Origin of the sequence: Pedobacter nyackensis, from assembly GCF_032678475.1 — a bacterium.
In the GTDB taxonomy this organism is placed as follows: Bacteria; Bacteroidota; Bacteroidia; order Sphingobacteriales; family Sphingobacteriaceae; genus Pedobacter; species Pedobacter nyackensis_A.
On record NZ_JAVTSF010000001.1, the window covers coordinates 1,793,402 to 1,814,500 of the forward strand.

Here is a 21,099-nt window from a genome sequence, read left to right on the forward strand (position 1 = left end):
TTGGGAAAAAAACTATTTAAGCGAACAGCGGATGTCGCCCGGACTACATTTATAGTGCTTTTTAAAAGCCCGGCTAAAATAACGGGCATCGTTGTAACCAACATCAAAGGCTATTTCCTGAATAGACTTGCTCGTAGTTTTCAATTCCTGCATCGCTAAACCCATTCGTAGCGCAATGATCTGTTTGCGCATCGGCTGACCAAAAGCAACAGCGGATAAACGGCGAAGCCCCTTTTCAGATACGCCGAAATGTTTGGTTAACCGGTGTACATCATCAACAATCTGATCTGTAAAGTTTTCAGTTATAAAATTGGAGATCATCACCGCTTTTTTACTGCGTGCTGTCTTAGTGGTATAATTGCGATATACCAGCATTTGCTGGTACCGTTCAAGCAGCCAGCTTACAAATGCATTTATAGCAAGATGATATTCGTTACGGTTTGCATATCGAGTTGAAAATGTTCGTTTCAAGGGTTTTAGGATGCTCTTGTTTAACGGACAAGAGGCCAGCGCAAAATATCCAGGCTTTTTATTTAAGTAATGTATCGTAAGCGTTTTAAACTCCCTCAGATGTTCTGCACTTTGAATAAACCATTCAGCACGCAGGGTTAAAAATAAAAACTTATGATCGCCCGCATTTAATTTTACGGTGTAACTGCCTTTTCCAAAATAGGCAAGGTAAAAACAACTACCCTCCATTTCGGCAATCTGCTGTTGTCGTTCATCGTATAAAACGGAACGCCCCCGCAACAAAATCAGCATCACTATCGTTGCTTCTTTTTTAATAAAGTTAAAAGTCAAATCTTCCTTAAGCAGAAAGTTGAACAAATCTGTATGGGCCAGGTAATTGCTAAAAGACTGTTGTAAAATTTGACCTTTAGACAAGGTAAATAAATGAATAAGCGCATATGGGATATGCCAGTTGCAAAAATTGGGGAGCCGGTGTGTGTGGAGAATTTCGGTAAAGGCATTTACCAACTGGAGAATCAGTTGAGATTTCATGAGCGTTAATGAGTTAATTTTTAGGTTTCTATCAAATGTAGAATTATTTTTTAAATTAAAAAGCAGATACAGGATATTGTGAAATAACACCCCGTACCTGCTAAAAATAACAGCGGAATTTATTTCAGTTTAAACGAATCCGGGTCAATGTCCAGATAATTTGCCAGCTCCTTTTTGGTAATGTATTGATGTTTTTTCTTTTTCAAAATAACCCTGAGGAGCTTTAACAGCTTTTGTGAATATCTGATCCCGCGTCCGGTAATCTTACAAACGTCTGAAGCATAAATGCATATTCGTTCCATGTCGTGGTTTTCTTAGTACCGCAACAGATAAAGTGATGCTAGCATAAGGCCAACTGACCTTTATGGAACCCAACTGGCAGTAGGTTTACATTTGGTTTATTGGCTAAAATAATGATTTTCAACCGAATGTATAGTCAATTCAGAATTAATTCAGACAACTTGTATAACCATATCGGGAGTAAACGCAAAAAACGCCTGAAAGCGCACAAAAGCATTAAAACGCGCATACAGTGTACAATTGCAGGCATAAACGTCTAAAAACGAATAAAGCGTCAATTTGCGCCCCAGTCGGTTTTTATAGCTTATATATTCGGCTATGAAACAAAAACAAGCAATCAGGAACAAACTAAAAACCCAATGTAACTCCGGGCAGCCCCTGGTTACTGCTCGGATACGGTTAAGGTCTGGTAGGACTTAGGTAGGACTCTCCTAGGAGTCTGGTAGGACTCTGTTAGGACCCAAAGTCCTTGCAAACTCCTAAACAAGTCCTTCAAAGCTCCTTGCAGTTATACAGTGATAAGCATGAACTCAGTAATCAATAAATAATTAATCAATATTAACCTTTAAAAATCAAAATTATGGCAAAGCTAAAGAAAGGGATTTTCGGCCCGTTATCCGGAAAATTAGGTAATGTGATAGGATCAAGCTGGAAGGGTATTGCTTACATCCGTGAGGAAACAGAAAAAAAAGAAAACCCACCACCCAGATCGCCTGCGCAAATTGCAAATGAGCAAAAGATGAATTTTGTCAATACGCTGCTCATGCCTTTTCACACTTACATTGAAGTGGGGTTTCAACACCTGGCTATTCAAAAAACAGCCTTGAGTGCTGCTTATTCGCAAAATTTTCATCATGCTGTAATCGGTGTATACCCAGATTTGAGTGTTGATTATAGTAAATTCATGATCAGTAAAGGAGCACTTCCAGGGTTAATTAGCCCAAACCTGGAATTAACGGCACCCGATACACTGACAATTGATTGGGAGGACAATACAAATCCGGTAGCTTCTTACGATGATTTGCTCATGTTGGTGGTTTATAGTCCGGAGCTTCATTTTTCCGACGGTTTTATTGGCGGTGTTAAAAGAGCATCGAAAATAGCGGACTTCACTTTTGATCCACAGCTAATCGGTAAAGAGCTGGAAGTTTACCTGGGCCTGGTTTCTTCGAACGGGAAAAAAGTAGCCAATAGTGTATACATGGGGAGGATAACGCCATGAAGACAGAAATGACCACAACGCTTCGTAACCTGGTCGTAAACGATTTGCAGCCTGCTACGAAAGCCCTGACACTGCCAAAAATCAATAAGTGGCTGAAAGAACTTCCCGGTATTGCCGATGGGTTGTTTCAGCTCATGTCGACCCTTGTTTTTAGTCCGCTTTCTGAGCAGCTGGTTAACCGGCACATCCGACAGATCCAACATGAAAGTATCTGTTTGATGAACATCCTGCAAAGTTATCAGAAGGTACCTGCAAAGATGTTGCCCCTGCATAAGGCGGTGCTCGGTATCCTCGAAGCTGTACTTGAGCATATTGAGGCACATTATCCGGCCCATTTTAACCTGGACCTGGCTGTTCCCGATACCCATTTTAAGTTAGCCGTAACAGCGGTGGAAGAGAAAATGAGCTTTATGCTGAACCGGTTGAAAAGTAAAAGCAATGATAAAACCCTGCAGAAACTGATACACGATAGCCTGCTTGATTTTACCACAGCTCAAAAATGTAGCTATTATCGCCTGGCTTATATAAAATCATTGCAGGTTTCGGTGACAGAACTGTGTGAGGATATGGAGCGCGAAGAAGGGGATGAAAAGCTAAAGGAGCTTTTGATTTACCTGAACCTGAATACGGCTGCACATGTTAAATATTACAAAAAGAATATCAACACCGAGCTTGCTGGCATTTTCGACCTGCAGGAACAGGATGAGCTGTTGTATGCTTATCAGAAGCAAATTAAATCCATCAATCCGCAAAGGAATACTGGTTTCACTCCTTTTCAGGACAGCATTAAAACAACCTTGTTGAATTATATCCGTGCCGAAATTAAGTACAGGGAAAAGATACGTCCGGCGGCTTCAGCAGATCCTTACCAGCGTATTGGCGGAATATGGCCAATGCCTCCTGATCCTTATAAAATACAGGTGTCGTTTTCTGTAGATGCCCTTGCTTACTTCTTTAAGCTGATGATCAGGGTGGGACTGGTTAATGGTACGCCTAAAACACAATTGCTGCAGTTTATTTCTAAAAGCTTTAAGACTGTGGCCATGGATAGCATATCGACTACCAGTTTAAGCCGCAAATATGACCAGGTAGTGCAAACTACCGCGAAGGCTGTAAGAGTGGTTTTGCTGCGGATGCTTAAGATTCTGGACGAAGAGTTTAAACTTTTTTGATTAAAATTTTATTGCGGTTCCAGCTTCAGGACGCAGTTTTTGCACTGTTTTACCAGGGGGGTGTAACACCCCCTTACACTGCCACAGGTTATTTTTATTTATTCCCTTTGCATCATCATTTGCAAATAGCCGCTGAGGTGACGACTTCTTTGTGGAACTGCAGATGATAGAATTAACAAATTTATTAACCATTAATTTTTTAAAGTATGGGAATTATTAGAAAAGGAATCCTGGGAGGATTCAAAAACAAAGTAGGCGCAGTTGTAGGTTCATCCTGGCGTAACAGGGATGTAATTAAAAGTTTGCCACGTGTAAGCAACAAGCCACCTACGCAGAAACAGGTAGAACAGCGGACCAAGTTTGGTTTGGTAACTAGTTTCTTAAGTAGCATGACTGAATTTATTGAGGAGGGTTTTAAAAGTAAGAATGGCTCTACCTCGGCAATGAACGAAGCGGTTGCTTACCACCTGAAGAATGCTGTTACGGGAGTTGCGCCAAACTTTTTGATGGACTACACCAAAATTAAGTTTAGCAACGGCAAATTGAGGGTACCCTCAATTTCTACCGTGGATACAGCGGCCCCGGCCTCTGTAGATTTTAACTGGAGCCTGGATGGGGCGGATAGCAAATACAAAGATGCTACCGATATGATCAATCTATTGGCTTTTAACCCAACAAAGAAACAGTTTGTGCAATTGATGGCGGCAGCCCCGCGTTCGGCACTCACTTTTTCTTTGCCACTTCCACTGGACTTCGTTGGCGACTCCGTTCACTGTTTTTTCAGCTTCAGTTCTGTAAAGAAGAAAAAGCTGACCTCTGACAGCGTGTACATCGGGTTATTACCGGTGGCCTAACCCGCTGAAATGTTGATTAGAAGGTTGTTCTGGCCTGTGTAGTTGCAAATGGTAAACACCAGTTTGACGCGTTCCGGAGCACAGGAGCTGAACAGCCTTCTTAAATTTTTCGTCTGAAATGCAGGCGGACAAATCAAATGAATATTAAAAAATAAATTATGAAGACTTTGAAAATTTTAAAAGCAGATCCTTTTAGAAAGGAAGCTGCTGTTGAGGGGCCTCATTTTAAAAACGAGGCGAATTATATGGGCTATCTGATCACAGCAATTTTGTTATTGCTGTGGCCGGTGGCGCAACACCTGTTGATCGGGACAGACCCCACGATTGGATTTATCGACCCGAATATCTGGTTGTTGATTTTGCTAAGCCTGATCTGTTTTATGGTAGTTGTTGGATTGTGCTGGTGGGTTTTACAACAGTTTTGGTTGAGTTTAGGTTTGCCTTTGTTAGGCAATATGGTTTTACAGTTTAGAGAATTATCGTTATGGCAGCAGTTAGGTTTTTACTGGGCTTCTTTTGTTTCATTATTACTGGCAGCCGTTGGGGTGCTGACCGCAATTTTATAAGTGATGGCGGTGCGTATCAGCAGCATAATTATGAATGGATCGGCAAGGCCGACCCCGTTAGAAAGAAAATACTCGCTATTGCAGAAAAGGAGGTTGGTGTTCAGGAAAGTGACGAAAATGCTGGTCCGCGAGTGGATGAATACAATGCGTATGTTGGATTCAAGAAAGTGGCTTGGTGTGCAAGTTTTGTGTCCTGGGTTTTTGGGCAAGCTGGGCATCCGCAACCGCGATCGGCTTGGAGTCCTGCAATTTTTCCCGCTGATCGGATTGCCAAGAATCCGGTCGCTGGGATGGTAATGGGAATTTACTTCCCTAAGCTAAAACGAATAGCGCACTGCGGAATTGTAACGCGTGTTAAAGGTGAACTGATATTTTCAATTGAAGGTAATACCAATTTAAGCGGCAGCAGAGAAGGTAATGGTGTTTATCGCCGCATCAGACATGTGAGAAGTATTTACCGCTTTGCGGATTGGCTCCACCTGCCACCCCTTCGAGCCCGTCATCCCGGCGCAGGCCGGGATCTCTAAACCGAGCACTTAAATAGCGTTTGCGAGGTGCCGCCCTGCGGCCAGCATGACATATATCAAATACTTAAAACGATGAACAAAATATTCTTAATTATACTGCTCTGCCTTACAGGTTGTGCAGTTTTCAAAAAAACAAATAAAGAAAATACAATAGCAACAAAATCAACAACTAACCAGCTGGAATCTAGCCAGCTGGTTTTAAAAAATGTGAATAAGGAAACACAGGTTTTCACTTATTGGAACGATAGTGGTTTTTACCAGTTTCAACAGATTAAAGAGCAAATAGATCAGGCTCAATTGACGGCCTTAAAAACTGAAGAAAAACAAGAGGCAAAGCAACGGAGTACAACTAAGCAAACCAAACCTGCTAATACCTGGGTTTACCTTGTCGTATTGTTAGGTTTGTCTGGCGGTTGTTTGATTTTCTGGCGCCTTTATAAATTGCGTTGAAGCGGTTATGCTGTATCCAGATTAATAATTAATTGTCCTTTCTTTTCTATAACAACGATATGTTTTTGATATTCAAATCCTGATTTACGCAACCATTCACCAGCCAGCGTAATAACCGGAACAAGTGTAGATGATCTTACATGGGCAACAATTTTCTGTTGAATTTTAAGGCGTCGCATTCCGGCAGGAAGTTTCGGCTTTGGTGGATCACAAGCTCCACATGTACATGTTTTGTTGGGTTGTTTAACCTGGTCGACCTTTGGCCGGAGGGTTGAAGCAGCAGTTTGATTTTTCTGTGTTCGCATAATAGAAAAATAAAGCCCAGGTCACCGCGAACACAGTCGGAAACCGAAAAGTTACCGGACTTTCACCGGTTTGCCTGGGATATTGTAAATAAATTATTTGCTGGATTTCTCCAACTGTATTCGCATTATAAATATAACGAAAATCTTAAAATTAACCACAAAAATAGGGTTGATAAAATTACATAGATTTATCGAATTTTAGTTCCGTAAAACTTTTGTATATCCTATTTTAACTCATACTTTGAAAACTCAAGAACATACACGTACCATTAGATTATACTTTTCTAAATTTCTACCTATAAACTCTTTCGAACTTGCTTCTAGCAAAGAAGCATATTCTTCTTTAGAAAGTACTTTACAAGCAACACTTACCTCATTGCTCAAGTTAATTTTATCCATATCTCGTTTAGCATTTCCGCTACAATCTACAACCAAAAGTAGCATCATAGCAATAACTTTTTCCAAGTTGAAGGAACCTACAACGGTAAAGAGCTAAACTGAATCATCTCCCTCGCGATATCTAATCACATTTATTTAATACTTCAATAAAGACTCTCTTAACATCTAAATAATCGTCCTTTAAACTGTAATCCAATTTATCTTTAAATTGAGGAAGATAATGAGTTCGTTTATCATTTCTTTTATTAGGGATAAAAGAAAGGTTATCATTGTCAAGTATAACCATAAAACTCTTTGCTACCTTTTCTATTTTGGTTCCTTTTTTTAAACCTAAAAGATTATAAAAATCAGGGGTTGATAATGCATCCTTTTCTTTTAATTTATTATTCGATGCATTTAGAATCTTTAACAATTTTTCAAAATAGCTAAATGTAGCCTCTTCCTTCCAAATAGTATCAATACTACTAGTTGCAGACCAAATTCCAGACGGCAATTGAGAATAGGTTACTATTTTATATTTATCATTTAGTTCATAAATCACGCTTCTCATATTATTTAACTTGATTAAATTCTACTTTTATTTTTTTCTCTTCGGCATACTTTTTAATTCTCTCAAAAACACCTAGTTGCGCCTTTGAAGCGGTACCTTTTTGATATCCAACATCCAATGCTTTTGAACTATAATCGAGTTCCGTTACGAGTTTCCCTCCACTTGTGCCGGATTCAAACTTATCAAGCGCATCAACATACTTTCTTAATGTGTTATAAAGAATACTATTATTTTTATACGACTTTGCCGTTAAATCAATGCTCTTAATACTAGTCACTTCGCGTCCATATAACCTATCAATTGTAGGGAAATTATTAGGTGAGTTTCCTCCCCTAGCTTTTTCATAAGCAAATCCTCGGTTTGACGCATCCAACTTATAAATTGATATATTTTCTTTAAATGTCCCTCTAAAAAGTAAGGCGGTAGCAGCTAATTGTCCCCATTTTTCAGCATCTTCCGGATAGTAAATTACATCTCCAATAGACCTTACAGGTCCTTCAACAGCTCCTAAAGCAAGAGTTCCAAAATCCTGTCCGTAAGTTAACGGAAATGCATTTTGTTTTGCTGGTTCAGACATTCCTTTTTGATGTACCTGTAAAGGTATCTCTAATATAGCTCCAATTGTAGCTGCCATGAACTTCGCTCCACCTCTAATAAAATCTGATATAATAGCATTTTGAGAGTGCATCATATCAAGTGTAGTTTTATTATCTGGCACATACTGCCCAGTTTTAGCGTCTTTTTTCATAGCGGGATACCATTCTAGTCCATCTAAATCGATCCCATCAATAGGTCGATTAGAAGCAAACTGATATGGTGTTAATTCGGGATACTTTGATGTTAAAGGATCCACACTCAAGAACTTCGCAATCCTCGGATCATAGATCCGCATCCCGTAATCCTGCTGGTTACCTGTCCCTTTTACCTCATTGTCATTCTCCTTACCATTAAACCCGTAACGATATTTAGCAGAACTGAATGATCTTCCCGGCTGGATCATCCCAAAGGGGTAATAATCCTGTCCGCTCACAACCTCAGGAATAGAATTGATCGCCTTATCGGAAATTACTGCAAGTACATTCCCCAGATGATTGTTTAACTCAAAGAACTTCAGTCCGGTGGAATTCCATTTAACCCTCGCACTATCTTTAGCTAAGTTAAAGTTTGGTTTCCACATCCCCAAACGGCTACTGCCATAAAGCTGCTGCTCTTTCCAGTTTGTCACACTCCCTGCATTATCGTAAACACCAAGTGAATTCCCCTGAGCGTCGCGCACATACCAGGTTGTTAAAGTCCCTAGCTTCTTACTAACTCTGTTCCCTGCAGCATCGTATGTATAATCAAGAACGCTATTATTACGCAAGGTAACTTTCTTAATCTTACCATAAACATTCCATTCTATTACACTGGTAGTATCAGCGTACTTATCAGTGATCAGGTTCCCTATAGCATCGTAAGTATAATTTCTTAATCCATTTAACAATTCGCCAGACTGGTTACTTGAATTGCTATCATCTTTTAGCTGCGACAATTTATTGTTCTGCAACTTACCATTGACCTTATTATACGTATAGCTCAGATTATCCATCAAGGTACCTCCTGAACCATTACGCTGTAGCGTCAGGATATTGCCATTTCCGTCATAGGTATAGTTTTCTTTGTATTTTTCTGTACCATTACCACCCCAGACGGTTGTGCTATTACTTAAATCGTGTTGGCGCATCTTTGTCAGTCTGTTCAGCTGATCATATGCGTAGGTATATCCGGTAGGATTATCACCATTGATCCCTTTTATGGCTACCGTACTATTACTGATGTTACCATTAAACAGCGCCTTACCTGTTTCGCCACCAGGTTGCCATTTCATACTATAGGCTGAACCCGAACCGATAGGCATATAGTCATTTGGATAATACCCCAGGCTGTAGGCCATCGCATCTTTGGCTATACCATTGTTACCGTCTCCCCCCTGGTCATTGGCAGGTAACAATGTATTACCATTTACTCCTTTTAACCAGCCCTGCAAAGTATAGGCATAATCCAGCCCTTGTACTTTACCGCCCAAAGGACCTAAATCTACCCTTGCCAATGGGCCATGAAGATAATAACGATAGCTCGCATCCTGTTTCTGGGTAGCCAGGTTCAGTTTGCTGCCGATACCATAAGGTACCATGTTAGCTTCTACCCCACTCCAGGCTTCAGTCAAGCGGTTTTCCTGGTCATATTTATAAGCATAGTAAAACTGATCAAACTGACCCGGTTGATAAGCTACGAAGTTCACTTTTCCACTGGCAAGATCATATTCATAATTTATCTTTTTTACCCCAAGGCCATGTACCTGCTGATACAAGGTTTTCACGTTCCCGGAAAGGTCGTAATCATAATAACTTGCATTGATGCTGGTATCACTGTCATTTTCTCTATAAATACTTGCGGTTACACGTTTACGCAAATTATCTTTCAAGAGGATATTCGGTATACCATTTCCTACCGGAGGCTTTGCATCATAAAAAGTTTGGGTAAGCTGGCTATTGGTACCCGAAGACAAAAAGCTTAAGTAACTACTTTGCGGCAAATAATCTGGAAGATCTTGCAAAGCAAGATTTCCATTTAACTTTTCACCAACTTCTGTAATACGCCCCAATGAATCATATTTAGTGTAACTGTGTTTATTTAAGGGCGCTTGTTTCGCATTTTGCGAGATCACCAACCGGCTCTGTAAATCATACCAGAACCTACTTACTCCTGCATCCGGAGTTTCCTGTTTGATAACTTGATTGGCACTATTGTAGGCGTAGGTAGTGGTTAAATCATTTAAAAGGAACATAGGATTAAATTGCGTTTCCACATTAGTACCTTCTGCAAGTGTAATACCTCCGGCAAGTGGTACATTGAGACGATATTTATTTGTGACGATATTATCAAAGAAGACTAGAAAAGAAAAAAGGCTACTTTATAAAAAATAGCCTTATGATTCCATGGATGAGAAATCAAAACACTTAGGCCGTATCCAGATTAATAATTAACTGTCCTTTCTTTTCTATAACAACGATATGTTTTTGATATTCAAATCCTGATTTACGCAACCATTCACCTGCCAACGTAATAACCGGAACAAGTGTAGACGACCTTACATGGGCTACAATTTTCTGTTGAATTTTAAGGCTTCGCATTCCGGCAGGAAGTTTTGGCTTTGGTGGATCACAAGCTCCACATGTACATGTTTTGTTGGGTTGTTTAACCTGGTCGACCTTTGGCCGGAAGGTTGAAGCAGCAGTTTGATTTTTCGGGTTTCGCATAATTGAAAAGTTTCAAAAAGCCCAGGTCGCTGCGAAACCCGCCGGATACCGGAAGAATTGCAGTACTTTCAGCTGCTCGCCTGGGATATTGTAAATAAATTATTTGTTAGATTACTCCAACGGATTTCGCATTATAAAGATAACGAAAATCTTAAAATTAACCACAAAAATAGGGTTGATAAAATTACATATAGTTAACGAAGAGGGATCAGCTTATAGTCGTTTATCCAGTTATGCAAACTGCTTCGTTATATTTCTTTTGTTATAGGTGGGCAAAATATCATTCTCAAAATAAAAATAACTAAATAATTCTAAGGCTTCATCAACATTTAACACCTCATGACCAAGCACTCTTATTGGCCCAACTTTACATTCAATTGTATGCCAAACATTACTCATCTCTTTTTTCCCTATAATAAAATGCTTAAATGAATCTCCCTCATAAAATCTTGCTTCGACCACTAGACTTTTAATACCTCCGGCACATTGTATAAAATCATTGTTATTAAGAGAAAATATTACATAAGGACTTACATTAGACTCCAAATTTATTATACTGTTTCTAATAATATCAATCGTTACCCTTTTAATATTTTTTTTTCTCCTTGATCTTCAAAGTTTAGTTCCATCAGTTTGTTTTTATTTCCTTTGTTCTATTTAAATGTTTCTATTCAAAGAACTTTTTTCTGCCACATGAAGTTAGCATCACTTCGGGATACTATGGATTTCATTCACGATAAGAACTATCTAAACATACCAGCTTTTCTAAAGGCGGTCACAAGAGCTTTCGCTTTATTTGAATGTTCAATAATTTGCGGATTAAATGGTTCATGAGAAGTGATTAATAACTTGCCACCAGTTGAAAGCTCTTCAGTAATTATGTTTTGTGGAATTTCTGGCAACCTAATTGTTTTAGAAAAGTAGGTCATCCAACCAAACCAATATTCATCTATAGTTTGACCAAGTTCTTCTTCTATGTAGTCAATTTGTGTAATTACTCCCCAATCTGGCTTAAAATAATTTATACTGGTTTTAAAAAGCTCTGGAACATCTAATAAATGCAGATTTCGACCTTCAATAATTATATTGTTTGAGGCATTTTCCTGACAACCTCCAATTGCGATTCTAAAACTAAGGCCTTCAGATCGAAATGAGACACGGCTACTTACCTTTTCAGTAAAATCATCAGGAATATCTTTTTCCTTATAATGTTTTCTAATCTCTCGTTTTATTTGTTCAAGAATAATAGAAACAGTCTCAGATGAAGATTCCATTTTAACTTCTTTACCTTTTTTACCGTCAGCAATCTTCAGTTTTGCAACCGGCAAAAAACTTGCGATTGACTTCAAATAACCACTTATATCTATTGCCCGATCAATTAAACTTAGTTCATTACAAGCCCAATACAAATATATTTTATTAATTCCCACTTTTTTCAAATTTTATTGGTGTATGCTTAACGTCTATTCCTTCAATTTTATTTTCCCTTAATACCCTTGAAAAGTCATCTGCAGCTTCCTTTTCCGCAAAATGCCACTCAAGCTTTTTACCCTTAGCTGCATCTACCTGTCTCTCTGCTTGGTTCAGCAAATTATCCAAAACATTATCTCTAGTCTTCTCATTCTTCAAAAGTTTTTTATAACCTAAACCCTTTGCTTCCAGCAAAACCCCATCCTTCATACCATCAAAATGGACTTTATTCAATCTATAATCAATATCTCCCGCTAATCCACTAATTTGACTTTGGTATCTCTTTGCAATATCAGACATATAATGCGCCTTTTTCACAAATCCATCTAATAGATTCTTTGCCGCTTTTGTGCTCTGTGCCTTACCCTCAGTCTTCACGGAAAGGAAATCTGTTGCATCTATTTTTGATCTTCCAGCAATATTTACAAGATCTAGTGCCGTCTCCAGGCCTTCAACCAAAACTCCTTGTCTAGGAACTAGTTTGAATACCGTCTCAAATATTGGGTCTCCATTTTTGTTGACTTTATAAGTTGCAAGCCATTTTTTACCAGGATCTTTTGGAGTATAAAACTTATTCAATACTATATTCTCAATAGAATGTTTAGTATCATACCAAGTTGTAAGAACTAATTTTCCAATAAAAAATGGATCTTCACCTGGATTATATTCTTCTGCCCCATCCAAATCAACAAATTTAATGGGATTGTTTCCCGCAAATTGATAAGGAGTATACCAAGGGTACTCTTTAGTTAAAGGATCCACACTCAAGAACTTCGCTATCCTCGGATCATAGATCCGCATCCCGTAATCCTGCTGGTTCCCTGTCCCCTTCACCTCATTATCATTCTCCTTACCATTAAACCCGTAACGATAAGCAGAAGAACTGCCAAGCGTATGCGTTCTGCCAGGCATCATACTACCAAAAGCATAATAATCCTGTGCATTGATCACAATAGGAGCATAATTCCCACTACCTCCGGTACGGTCGTCGTTAATTACCGACATCACGTTACCCAGGTGGTTATTCAATTCAAAGAACTTCAGGCCGGTAGAATTCCACTTGAACCTGATACTATCTTTAGCTAAGTTAAAGTTTGGTTTCCACATCCCCAAACGACTGCTGCCATACAATTGCTGTTCGCGCCAGTTAACCCCTCCAGATTTGTTGTCATATACCGCAAGTGAATTACCCTGTGCATCCCGAACATACCAGGTGGTGATATTGTTGATCGTTTTACTAACCCTGTTACCTGTCGGATCATAACCATAAACGATGTTTTCTGCTGGATTGGTTTTATTGACCTTAGCAATCTTTCCATAAACCGTCCAGTCGAAACCCGCAACCAAAGCACCATCTTTTTTCTCCTCAATTAGGTTACCAATTTCATCATAACGATAGTTGTTTGTCCCTTTTAACTCATCAGTAGTATTACTACTAGCTCCATCAGTTAAAACACCTAACTTATTGTTCAACAGCTTCAAGTTTGCATCTCTGTTGTAACCATAAGCCAATTGATCCATGGTAGAGCCTGCACCATTTCGCTTCAGCGCAAGTATGTTTCCATTTCCATCATAATCAAAATCTTCACTGTAATTATTAAGGCTAATGGTGCCCGCAGCCCAGGTGCCAGTGGCACTACTTAAATTATGCTGACGCAACTTTTTCAATCTGTTCAGTTGATCATATTTGTAAGTATAACCAACGGTATTACCAGCGCCAACACTCTCTATTGCATAAGTACTGCTACTAATGTTACCATTGTAAAGACTTTGCCCGGTAATATCTCCTGCACCTGGCTGATAATTCATATTAAATGCGGTGGAACCTGCTCCGCCAATCGGAACATAGTCACCCGGGTAATAGCCTAAACTATAAGCCAAAGCATCTTTTGCTATAGTAGCCTTATCATTCCCAACATCTATGATTCCTGCTCCGGAGAGTTTATTCCCGTTTACACCTTTTAACCAGCCTTGTAGCGTATAAACATAGTCAACTCCTTGTACTTTCTGTTCCTCGCGACCAAGCTCCATCCTGGCCAATGGACCATGTAAGTAATATTCATATTTAGCATCCAAACGTTCATGTCCGGTGAAAATAGTACTTCGGAAACCATAGGGATCCAGATGTACGGAATCGCTGGTATAAGCAGCAATCAACCTGTTTTCAGCATCGTAATTATATTTGTAATAAAACCGGTCTCTTTTACCATGTTGATAAGCCAGTAAATTTACTTTTCCACTAACCAGGTCATACTCATAGTTCAGCGTTCTTGTGCTGTCTAAACCTGCAAGCTGCTGATAAAGCGTTTTTACATTACCCGATAAATCATAATTGTAATAACTGGCATTGATACTGGTACTGGTTCGTGTTGGCCTGTACACAGATGCTGCTACGCGTTTACGAAGATTACTTTGCGCCACACTGACGTCAATCCCCGGGCCAACGGCCGGAACATCGTAAATGGTTTGCGTAAGCTCGGTATCGTTACCTCTGGTTAGAAAACCTCTGTAAAAAACATCAGTTAAATATCCCGGAGTTGCCTGCTGTTCAGGTGTAGTTAAGGTCGCATCAGTAACGGTTTTCTCTCCGACTTCTCTAATCCGTCCTAGATTATCGTAATCCGTATAGCTATACTTTCCTCCTATTGTTTGTTTCGCGTTCTGAGAGATCACCAACCTGCTCAGTTCATCGTACCAAAAACGACTTGTGCCACCATCAGGGCTTGCCTGTCTGATTACCTGGTTGGTGCTGTTATATGCATAAGTAGTGGTTAAACCATTTAAAGGGAAAGTAGGATTAAATTGCGTTTCCACATTAGTACCTTCTGCAAGCGTGATACCTCCGGCAAGAGGTACATTGAAACGGTATTTATTTGTGATGATATTATCAAATATCCGGAAACAACCACTCTCTGCATTTTCCTTGATCTCATTGGCCGTCAGTAGACGACCGTTGTACATCCGCAGATGCTTTAAGTTTGCAATATTTTCGGGCAATTGTAAGGAAGGCAAACTCGTTATAGTCCAGGTACTGCCAGAACCAGGCGAGGTTGCTACTACCGGGTAGCGTTTCCCGTTGACCCATAATTCCAATGAACCGGAGGCGAGTTTATTTCCCTGTACAACAATATGGGTCCAGGGCACTAAAGGTAGAAGTGAAGCAATATTTACCTGTGCATGATTAGAATGAATAATACTCACAGATGTGGCATCATCCTTACGCAGCGTGTAAATATCAATGCTCAGCAGTTTATCGTTAATAGAGGCCTGGAACATATACTTCGTGTCCGTCGTAGTCACAAGCATCTGCCTGCTCAGGTTATCATTTTGGTGAAGCCACATTTCCACCGCAGCATTTCCATCATATGCTAATGTATTCGACAAGCTTTGAAAAGCATCCGTCTTAATTGCATTAGCCGTCGGACCATTGTATGTGCATAAATCAGGTTCAAATTGTCTCGCTTTATCTACCAATGCCGTTTCAATATCCGACAATGGGTTTACACCCTCCGGAGGTACTGTACGGATGAGGTTTCCAGCCAGATCGTAATAGTACAGAGTATAGTGGTATATCTTTTCTTTAGCAGTAAGGTCGACCGATGGTTTTGCCGCAGCACAATCACTTACATAGGCATTTCTAAACTTATCACGTTCTTCATTAATGTAGGCCAGATATTCCCGGGTAGCTTGTCCATGTGCCACTTCAATGGCAGTTTTAATGCAAGCGTAGGGATCTTCTTCGAAGCTTGTAAAGAGCGCCTCATTACATAATTTCTGTCTGGTTGGAGTGTTTGCAAAATCCTGATATTGATCGTAGCTAAAGGAGAAACCCCACTTAAAATTCAAATAGTTTGTTACAATAGTTTCGTAGTCGTACCAGGTTGCACTTGGCACATCAGAGAAGTGAAACGATAATGAATCCATCGCGTTTGTATACTCTGTTCTGGTGATACATCCTTTACCTCCGGGGATTAAAAACTGGGGCAATTGGATATCTTTCTTCAGTAAAAACTTACAATTACCACAGCCAGCTAAAAGCGCATCGAAATCATCAAAATTCAGCGTCATTGCAGCACCGTATTCTGTCTTTAGGTGGTTGTAAAACTGCAGGTTTGTTGCCCCGTTCGGTTTTAACTGGTTTATCGCAGTGCAAAGTTCATTACTCGTACTTGAAATTATTTTCTCGGTAGCATGTTGGACGGGTGTGTACGGATAAGGAGACTCAATTAACCAGGGGTTTACGTGCCTGGTAAATTTTTGTATCCCAAAAATGACCTTAATGATCTCCCCAAAGCTACTGCATCGAATACCGTTTACCAGAATTGATCCTGATTTTAAACTACTTGCTCCGAATGGGTGGCTTGCATCTCCTCCCATCGAACATAGTTCAATCAGTTTCAATCGTAACAATGCAGTATCTACTTGTGAATTATTAATCACTGCTGTATCCAATCGCTTCATCCACATATCAGCATTATTTTTGCAGAACGAAGCAATCGAATCTTGTAATTCCGACTCAGCATTATTGAAAACTTCTAAAGCATCTATATTTGACGAAGGAGTAGTTCTGTTTACCGAAGTAAAATGGGACTTCTTTGTTGATAACACTGCGGGGCAAGGAGCCTGAAGCGCATTAGGAGTAAAAGGCAATGCCGCTTCCTCTATGTTCTCAGCTTTTAAATTTTCAGGGCTTAAATAGGTTGCTACCCAGACATTTTTCAATTTTCTAAAAGCTTTATGGGCTATTTCTATAAGGAAGGTAGACTTATATTCATACGGGGAAAAGCTTATTTTAGATACCGGCTTTGCATATGGCAAAACGGTTGTTGTATTGATAGAATCGGCATTTATTATACTATAAATTTGATTATTGTGTATATTAGTAATTATAGTTTCATGTGCTTTTTTATCAGCATCGACAAAATTATTACTCTGAAAAATTTGAGTCGGTAACTGAGTATTAGCTGTTATCGTGTCTAATGAATCTGGACTAATTGAGCTTCGATTAAAACTTCTATCACATGTTAAAAGCCAAACGTTTGTGTGATCTTTCAACAATTGGCCGTAAAGATTGTAAAAGCTTAAACAAGAGTAAAAATTTATTGTTGGAAACCTGCCATTGCAACTAGATGTAGATGGATATACCTTAGATACAAAATAATCAACGTTAATAACAGAATTCGTATATTGATAATTACCCGCACCATCATGATAGTAGTTATGATCAACATGATAGGTCAAAGGCTCTTCGCAATTAGGAATATCATAACAAACATGAATCCATACATCTCTATAACTAGCTAACTCATTACCAATATTATCATAAACAGTATAACAGTTGTAAAAATATAAATCAGAAGAATCATCGCAAGACTCAACATTCGGCCGATTATTTTGGCTATATCCAGAAATGATAGTATAATGATCTCTATTAAAATTACCATAAGGTCTAATTACATAAAATTTATTATTAGTAATCGGACTACTTGAAAAGACGGAACCTTCATTGGCACAAGGTGGTGGAATCGTTTCTGTACAGATAAACCGCCAAACATTAGTAAATTTCCTATAAGTTCCATTCGGCATGAGAATAGATAGGCAAGGATAAAATATGGGAGTACCATTACTCCCGCTACAAACATTTGGCACACCAGGAGTTACACCGGGTGTTCCTTTTACAAGCGTGTATGTATTTCTTGTAGTACCAGACTCAGCAACAAATTGATTTGCATTCAATTGTTTTCCAGCGGCGCCCAAAGTTAAAACAGTACTACATTCATTAACCGTATTTCCTTTGGGAGGTAAGCTTACCGGAGTACCAACCACACAAATGTTTTTACATGTACTATCACTCCTCGACTGTTCAAAATACTTCTGTTTTAAATCCAGGTACAGATCTCTATACAACTGCCATTCCCTATCCCTTACACGACACTCAACTTTAGGTGCACAATTTGTCCAGCGATCGGATGTGGTCTGATAAGTAGTCGCCGTTGAATCTGCACAATACAACTGATAATCGACAAACTGGCTTAAGCCCTTACCGACAGCTTTAGCTAAACTCAGACCTAGAACATTGCTGCTATAATTATTCAGATCAGCCCTCATCGCTGGCAGATAAGGTGCGCCTTTAACAGTCTTAAAAAATGGATCGGCGGTAAGTAACCAATCACTCAGTGTATTGCTAAAAACGGCTGGACTTGCAACCGAAGGGATATCAGCATGGGCATCGGTATTTCTTAATTTTTCATCCCAATTCATCGATACCGCATTCTCATTACAGAATAATAGCTTACAATATTCCGGATGAAAAGGTAAAAATAGTTCAGCCCATTCCGGCCGCCAGTACTTTTTAAGATCTTCAATGCTAAAATTACTATCGTATGGTGTAGCAGTGGTACCATTATCTTTTGTAACTATATATATAGAATCTGTAGTTGTAGTCCCATTATTAAATACCCCATTCTTAAAATAACTGGTAATTACATTAACTTCTGGTTCGATAAAATTGCCCAATGCATCCATTAAAGCATATTGTCCACCGGGAGAAACATCAGCAAGCATTGGAGTGCGGTAAATTTCACAGGGAGATACCGGAGCCGAAATACATTTCATTTCCAGTGTATCTACCTTTCTGGATAAACTTTGATGAAGCTCACTTATATAAGATGTATAACTATTAGGTTCTTCCTCTCCCAGATCAATCAGTTTGTTCTTAAACATTGTAGAAAAATCAGTCAATGTTCCTAATTTCTTTCTGGCCGTTTTACAATCAGCAAAACAATCTATAAAACTTGCATCCCTGAAATGCTTTACAATAAATTCCTGTTTTTTCTTAATTACACCTGCATCTTGTGCACTTGTTATGTAAGTGTCCGTAAAATTTTCAATTACGGTTTTGTCCAGCGCAAATTCAAAGGTGATGTAGTAAGATCCGATTGATGTAAAATTCACAACCAGCGTTTCTTCAGCAAGTCCATTATCATTACAATTTGCGGTGTCAGAGCCTATACTGATGGGCATCACTTTGTTAAGTGCTATAGGGTTTCCACAATCATCATTAACCGTAATGGTGAGTTTATAATGGCAGTTGCTGCAAGGTTTAAAATTCCCCTGCTGTCCATAAAGACTAATCAGTTTTTTTACACTATACTGCAAAGTATCAGAGCCTGTTACTGCAGCCATATAGGTAGTAGTTGCACTAAGCTTAAGTGAACTTCCATCAAAACGAAATTGTTCTGGCTTTAAGATTCTTGTTTTTCTTCTCTTTTCGCCCGCAATAGTGCTTAATGAATCTACATTATCGGGGCTTGATCCAGTCAAAGCAGTTGCTATTGTTTTGCCCCCGGCATTAAGATAACTAATGCTAATCTGCCCGTTAGGATCAACCACCATGTTCTTTAGATAATGTTCTGCATAGCCTACATCATTACCAAACAAACGATCGATCTCCCATTGTTCTGGTTTGCCATAAAAATATTTCGTAGTACGGCTTTGACCTGGGGTTCCAGGTTGAAACACTGGTCCCACCCCACCCTGGATCTTGATTCTACCTGTATTGTCTGCAGTATATTGGGTAACACTTAGTGGATAACCTTGCGCATCTGGAATATACATATTGTAAGGACGAAGCGCTTTGAAATCATTCCCACTGGAATAATACTTAGCGGCCCCTGAAGTAACTTTTAGCACCTTGGGATTAGGTTCGCAAAGCGCAGAATTCAAGTCAAGAAAATTATAAGTACTATCCTTGCTATTTAAGTTGAGGTTATGAAAATATTGTAAGCTCGGGACACCGCTTCCCTTTACAGGGGCTGGTAAAATACTAGCCGCGGCACGTCCAAACTGGTCATAAATATTCTCCTGAACCACAGCCACAGTTTTATCGCCATCAACTACATCGACTCCACTATTGCTTAAAGTTACCGTTTGACGTCCACGCAGGGATCCATCAAAATAACTGACAACCTCTTTCTTTTTTCCTCCTTCGGCATAAGATGCGGAATACTGCCAGTTGAGTTTTTCTTCATGCCATGTTGAAAGTTCCCAGATAGCATATTTATTGTCTGTTTTCTTATAAAACCAGTCGCCCGGAATCCTAATCCCATCCACATAATGCGCTTGTCGCATGCGCACAGCAATATAATTTGCATTATAAATTAGTGAGATGAGATAGCTATGCTCCGTGGTGGTGATCCTTGCTGCATTATTCCGAAACATCTGCCCAATTCGAGCATCATAGGAACCTAGCTTATTCGTATTCATAGAGTCTGCGAGCAGCGACCATTCGGAACCTTGATCTATAGTAACCCACTCCACATCGAACTCTTCATCACCCACAGCTCCAGCCCAGGTTAAAGACAAATTATTGCCATTTACAGTTCCGGTACTCACACTCCTTAAGCCGGCATTTGTTCCACTACCCGAAAGCTCACCGTTTAATTCGAGAGGCAAAAATGGTCTAAAGACGTACTTTCTATCTATGACAATCTGACTGCTAAGCTCTAAAACCGGTGGTATTTCGGAACCAAACTCTGGCGAATTAATGTCAATTACTGTAATCTTTACGGCATAACCATTTATGAACTTATAAACGTCTTTCCCCTGGTAAACTGCCCCGGCTTCCTTATTATAGTTAACGTTTAAGCTTACAGAATCTATTAATGTTGCTTTTACTTGTTCGGGATCAGAGAAATATTCGATTTTGAGTTTTAGTTTGCAACTAAAAGAACGACTAATTGCCTCTTCATCCAGAATCCTCAGGGCAATGGAATTCTGTACAGAAATATTAGTGATATCTGCCCAGTTGAATTGCGGATTTTTGAACTTTTCATCTTTAACCTGCAAAGAATCATTCTTACGAATTTGTCCTTTTATAAAGTTTTCATAAGGTTCTACACCGGCAAAACATTCGCCAGCAAAAAGTAACATCAAACAAAACAAACTGAGTATACTGCGGAAAGCGTTTGGCATCATATGATCT

Annotated in this window: 16 protein-coding genes; 6 read left to right on the forward strand and 10 right to left on the reverse strand. The window is 39.3% G+C overall.

The features are described 5' to 3' along the window. Nucleotides 1–12 precede the first annotated feature (12 nt). Nucleotides 13–1,002 (reverse strand): helix-turn-helix transcriptional regulator, encoded by a 990-nt coding sequence (locus R2Q84_RS07160; RefSeq protein WP_316815850.1) that lies wholly within the window; start codon nucleotides 1,000–1,002, stop codon nucleotides 13–15. Nucleotides 1,003–1,121: 119 nt separating this feature from the next. Continuing rightward, entirely contained in the window at nucleotides 1,122–1,304 is a 183-nt protein-coding gene (locus R2Q84_RS07165) for a hypothetical protein (protein WP_316815851.1), read from the reverse strand. A gap of 578 nt (nucleotides 1,305–1,882) precedes the next feature. On the opposite strand from R2Q84_RS07165, the gene R2Q84_RS07170 reads away from it, so the two are divergent. The 6 genes from R2Q84_RS07170 to R2Q84_RS07195 all read left to right on the forward strand — a co-directional run bounded on the left by R2Q84_RS07170 (nucleotide 1,883) and on the right by R2Q84_RS07195 (nucleotide 6,093). After that, nucleotides 1,883–2,524 carry a DUF6266 family protein gene (locus R2Q84_RS07170; RefSeq protein WP_316815852.1) on the forward strand — a complete coding sequence of 214 codons (642 nt, stop codon included), beginning with the start codon at nucleotides 1,883–1,885 and terminating at the stop codon, nucleotides 2,522–2,524. Then, nucleotides 2,521–3,696 carry a hypothetical protein gene (locus R2Q84_RS07175; protein ID WP_316815853.1) on the forward strand — a complete coding sequence of 392 codons (1,176 nt, stop codon included), beginning with the start codon at nucleotides 2,521–2,523 and terminating at the stop codon, nucleotides 3,694–3,696. Before R2Q84_RS07170 ends, R2Q84_RS07175 begins: the two co-directional genes overlap by 4 nt. Nucleotides 3,697–3,902: 206 nt before the next feature. After that, nucleotides 3,903–4,550, forward strand: coding sequence for a DUF6266 family protein (locus tag R2Q84_RS07180; protein WP_316815854.1), 648 nt, complete (start codon nucleotides 3,903–3,905; stop codon nucleotides 4,548–4,550). 158 nt (nucleotides 4,551–4,708) lie between these two features. Further along, a complete protein-coding gene (locus R2Q84_RS07185) occupies nucleotides 4,709–5,116 on the forward strand; it encodes a hypothetical protein (protein WP_316815855.1) in 408 nt (135 codons plus the stop codon). Next, nucleotides 5,035–5,643, forward strand: coding sequence for a peptidoglycan-binding protein (locus tag R2Q84_RS07190; protein WP_316815856.1), 609 nt, complete (start codon nucleotides 5,035–5,037; stop codon nucleotides 5,641–5,643). The genes R2Q84_RS07185 and R2Q84_RS07190 overlap by 82 nt, the downstream gene beginning before the upstream one ends. Before the next feature lie 72 nt (nucleotides 5,644–5,715). Continuing rightward, nucleotides 5,716–6,093: a hypothetical protein gene (locus tag R2Q84_RS07195; RefSeq protein WP_316815857.1), complete on the forward strand. Its 378-nt coding sequence runs from the start codon at nucleotides 5,716–5,718 to the stop codon at nucleotides 6,091–6,093. Nucleotides 6,094–6,098: 5 nt separating this feature from the next. Here R2Q84_RS07195 and R2Q84_RS07200 read toward each other — a convergent pair whose 3' ends face one another. The 8 genes from R2Q84_RS07200 to R2Q84_RS07235 form a co-directional block, all read right to left on the reverse strand. Further along, nucleotides 6,099–6,398, reverse strand: coding sequence for a hypothetical protein (locus R2Q84_RS07200; RefSeq protein ID WP_316815858.1), 300 nt, complete (start codon nucleotides 6,396–6,398; stop codon nucleotides 6,099–6,101). Nucleotides 6,399–6,647: 249 nt separating this feature from the next. After that, nucleotides 6,648–6,863: a hypothetical protein gene (locus R2Q84_RS07205; RefSeq protein WP_316815859.1), complete on the reverse strand. Its 216-nt coding sequence runs from the start codon at nucleotides 6,861–6,863 to the stop codon at nucleotides 6,648–6,650. Nucleotides 6,864–6,918: 55 nt separating this feature from the next. Then, entirely contained in the window at nucleotides 6,919–7,347 is a 429-nt protein-coding gene (locus R2Q84_RS07210; RefSeq protein WP_316815860.1) for a hypothetical protein, read from the reverse strand. Between the two features lies 1 nt (nucleotide 7,348). Then, nucleotides 7,349–10,195, reverse strand: coding sequence for an RHS repeat-associated core domain-containing protein (locus R2Q84_RS07215; protein WP_316815861.1), 2,847 nt, complete (start codon nucleotides 10,193–10,195; stop codon nucleotides 7,349–7,351). Between the two features lie 151 nt (nucleotides 10,196–10,346). Then, nucleotides 10,347–10,646 carry a hypothetical protein gene (locus tag R2Q84_RS07220; protein WP_316815862.1) on the reverse strand — a complete coding sequence of 100 codons (300 nt, stop codon included), beginning with the start codon at nucleotides 10,644–10,646 and terminating at the stop codon, nucleotides 10,347–10,349. A gap of 231 nt (nucleotides 10,647–10,877) precedes the next feature. Continuing rightward, a complete protein-coding gene (locus R2Q84_RS07225; RefSeq protein WP_316815863.1) occupies nucleotides 10,878–11,192 on the reverse strand; it encodes a hypothetical protein in 315 nt (104 codons plus the stop codon). 197 nt (nucleotides 11,193–11,389) lie between these two features. Beyond that, on the reverse strand, nucleotides 11,390–12,076 hold the full coding sequence (locus tag R2Q84_RS07230; protein WP_316815864.1) for an Imm52 family immunity protein: 687 nt from the start codon (nucleotides 12,074–12,076) through the stop codon (nucleotides 11,390–11,392). Next, on the reverse strand, nucleotides 12,066–21,092 hold the full coding sequence (locus R2Q84_RS07235; RefSeq protein ID WP_316815865.1) for an RHS repeat-associated core domain-containing protein: 9,027 nt from the start codon (nucleotides 21,090–21,092) through the stop codon (nucleotides 12,066–12,068). The genes R2Q84_RS07230 and R2Q84_RS07235 overlap by 11 nt, the downstream gene beginning before the upstream one ends. Between the last annotated feature and the right edge of the window lie 7 nt (nucleotides 21,093–21,099).

Excerpts from the sequence above, each read along its gene's own strand:
- R2Q84_RS07170 (WP_316815852.1), top strand. The coding sequence starts at position 1,883 with ATGGCAAAGCTAAAGAAAGGGATTTTCGGCCCGTTATCCGGAAAATTA.
- R2Q84_RS07190 (WP_316815856.1), top strand. The coding sequence starts at position 5,035 with ATGGCAGCAGTTAGGTTTTTACTGGGCTTCTTTTGTTTCATTATTACT.
- R2Q84_RS07195 (WP_316815857.1), top strand. The coding sequence starts at position 5,716 with ATGAACAAAATATTCTTAATTATACTGCTCTGCCTTACAGGTTGTGCA.
- R2Q84_RS07220 (WP_316815862.1), bottom strand. The coding sequence starts at position 10,646 with ATGCGAAACCCGAAAAATCAAACTGCTGCTTCAACCTTCCGGCCAAAG.
- R2Q84_RS07180 (WP_316815854.1), top strand. The coding sequence starts at position 3,903 with ATGGGAATTATTAGAAAAGGAATCCTGGGAGGATTCAAAAACAAAGTA.
- R2Q84_RS07165 (WP_316815851.1), bottom strand. The coding sequence starts at position 1,304 with ATGGAACGAATATGCATTTATGCTTCAGACGTTTGTAAGATTACCGGA.
- R2Q84_RS07175 (WP_316815853.1), top strand. The coding sequence starts at position 2,521 with ATGAAGACAGAAATGACCACAACGCTTCGTAACCTGGTCGTAAACGAT.
- R2Q84_RS07200 (WP_316815858.1), bottom strand. The coding sequence starts at position 6,398 with ATGCGAACACAGAAAAATCAAACTGCTGCTTCAACCCTCCGGCCAAAG.
- R2Q84_RS07185 (WP_316815855.1), top strand. The coding sequence starts at position 4,709 with ATGAAGACTTTGAAAATTTTAAAAGCAGATCCTTTTAGAAAGGAAGCT.
- R2Q84_RS07160 (WP_316815850.1), bottom strand. The coding sequence starts at position 1,002 with ATGAAATCTCAACTGATTCTCCAGTTGGTAAATGCCTTTACCGAAATT.
- R2Q84_RS07210 (WP_316815860.1), bottom strand. The coding sequence starts at position 7,347 with ATGAGAAGCGTGATTTATGAACTAAATGATAAATATAAAATAGTAACC.
- R2Q84_RS07235 (WP_316815865.1), bottom strand. The coding sequence starts at position 21,092 with ATGATGCCAAACGCTTTCCGCAGTATACTCAGTTTGTTTTGTTTGATG.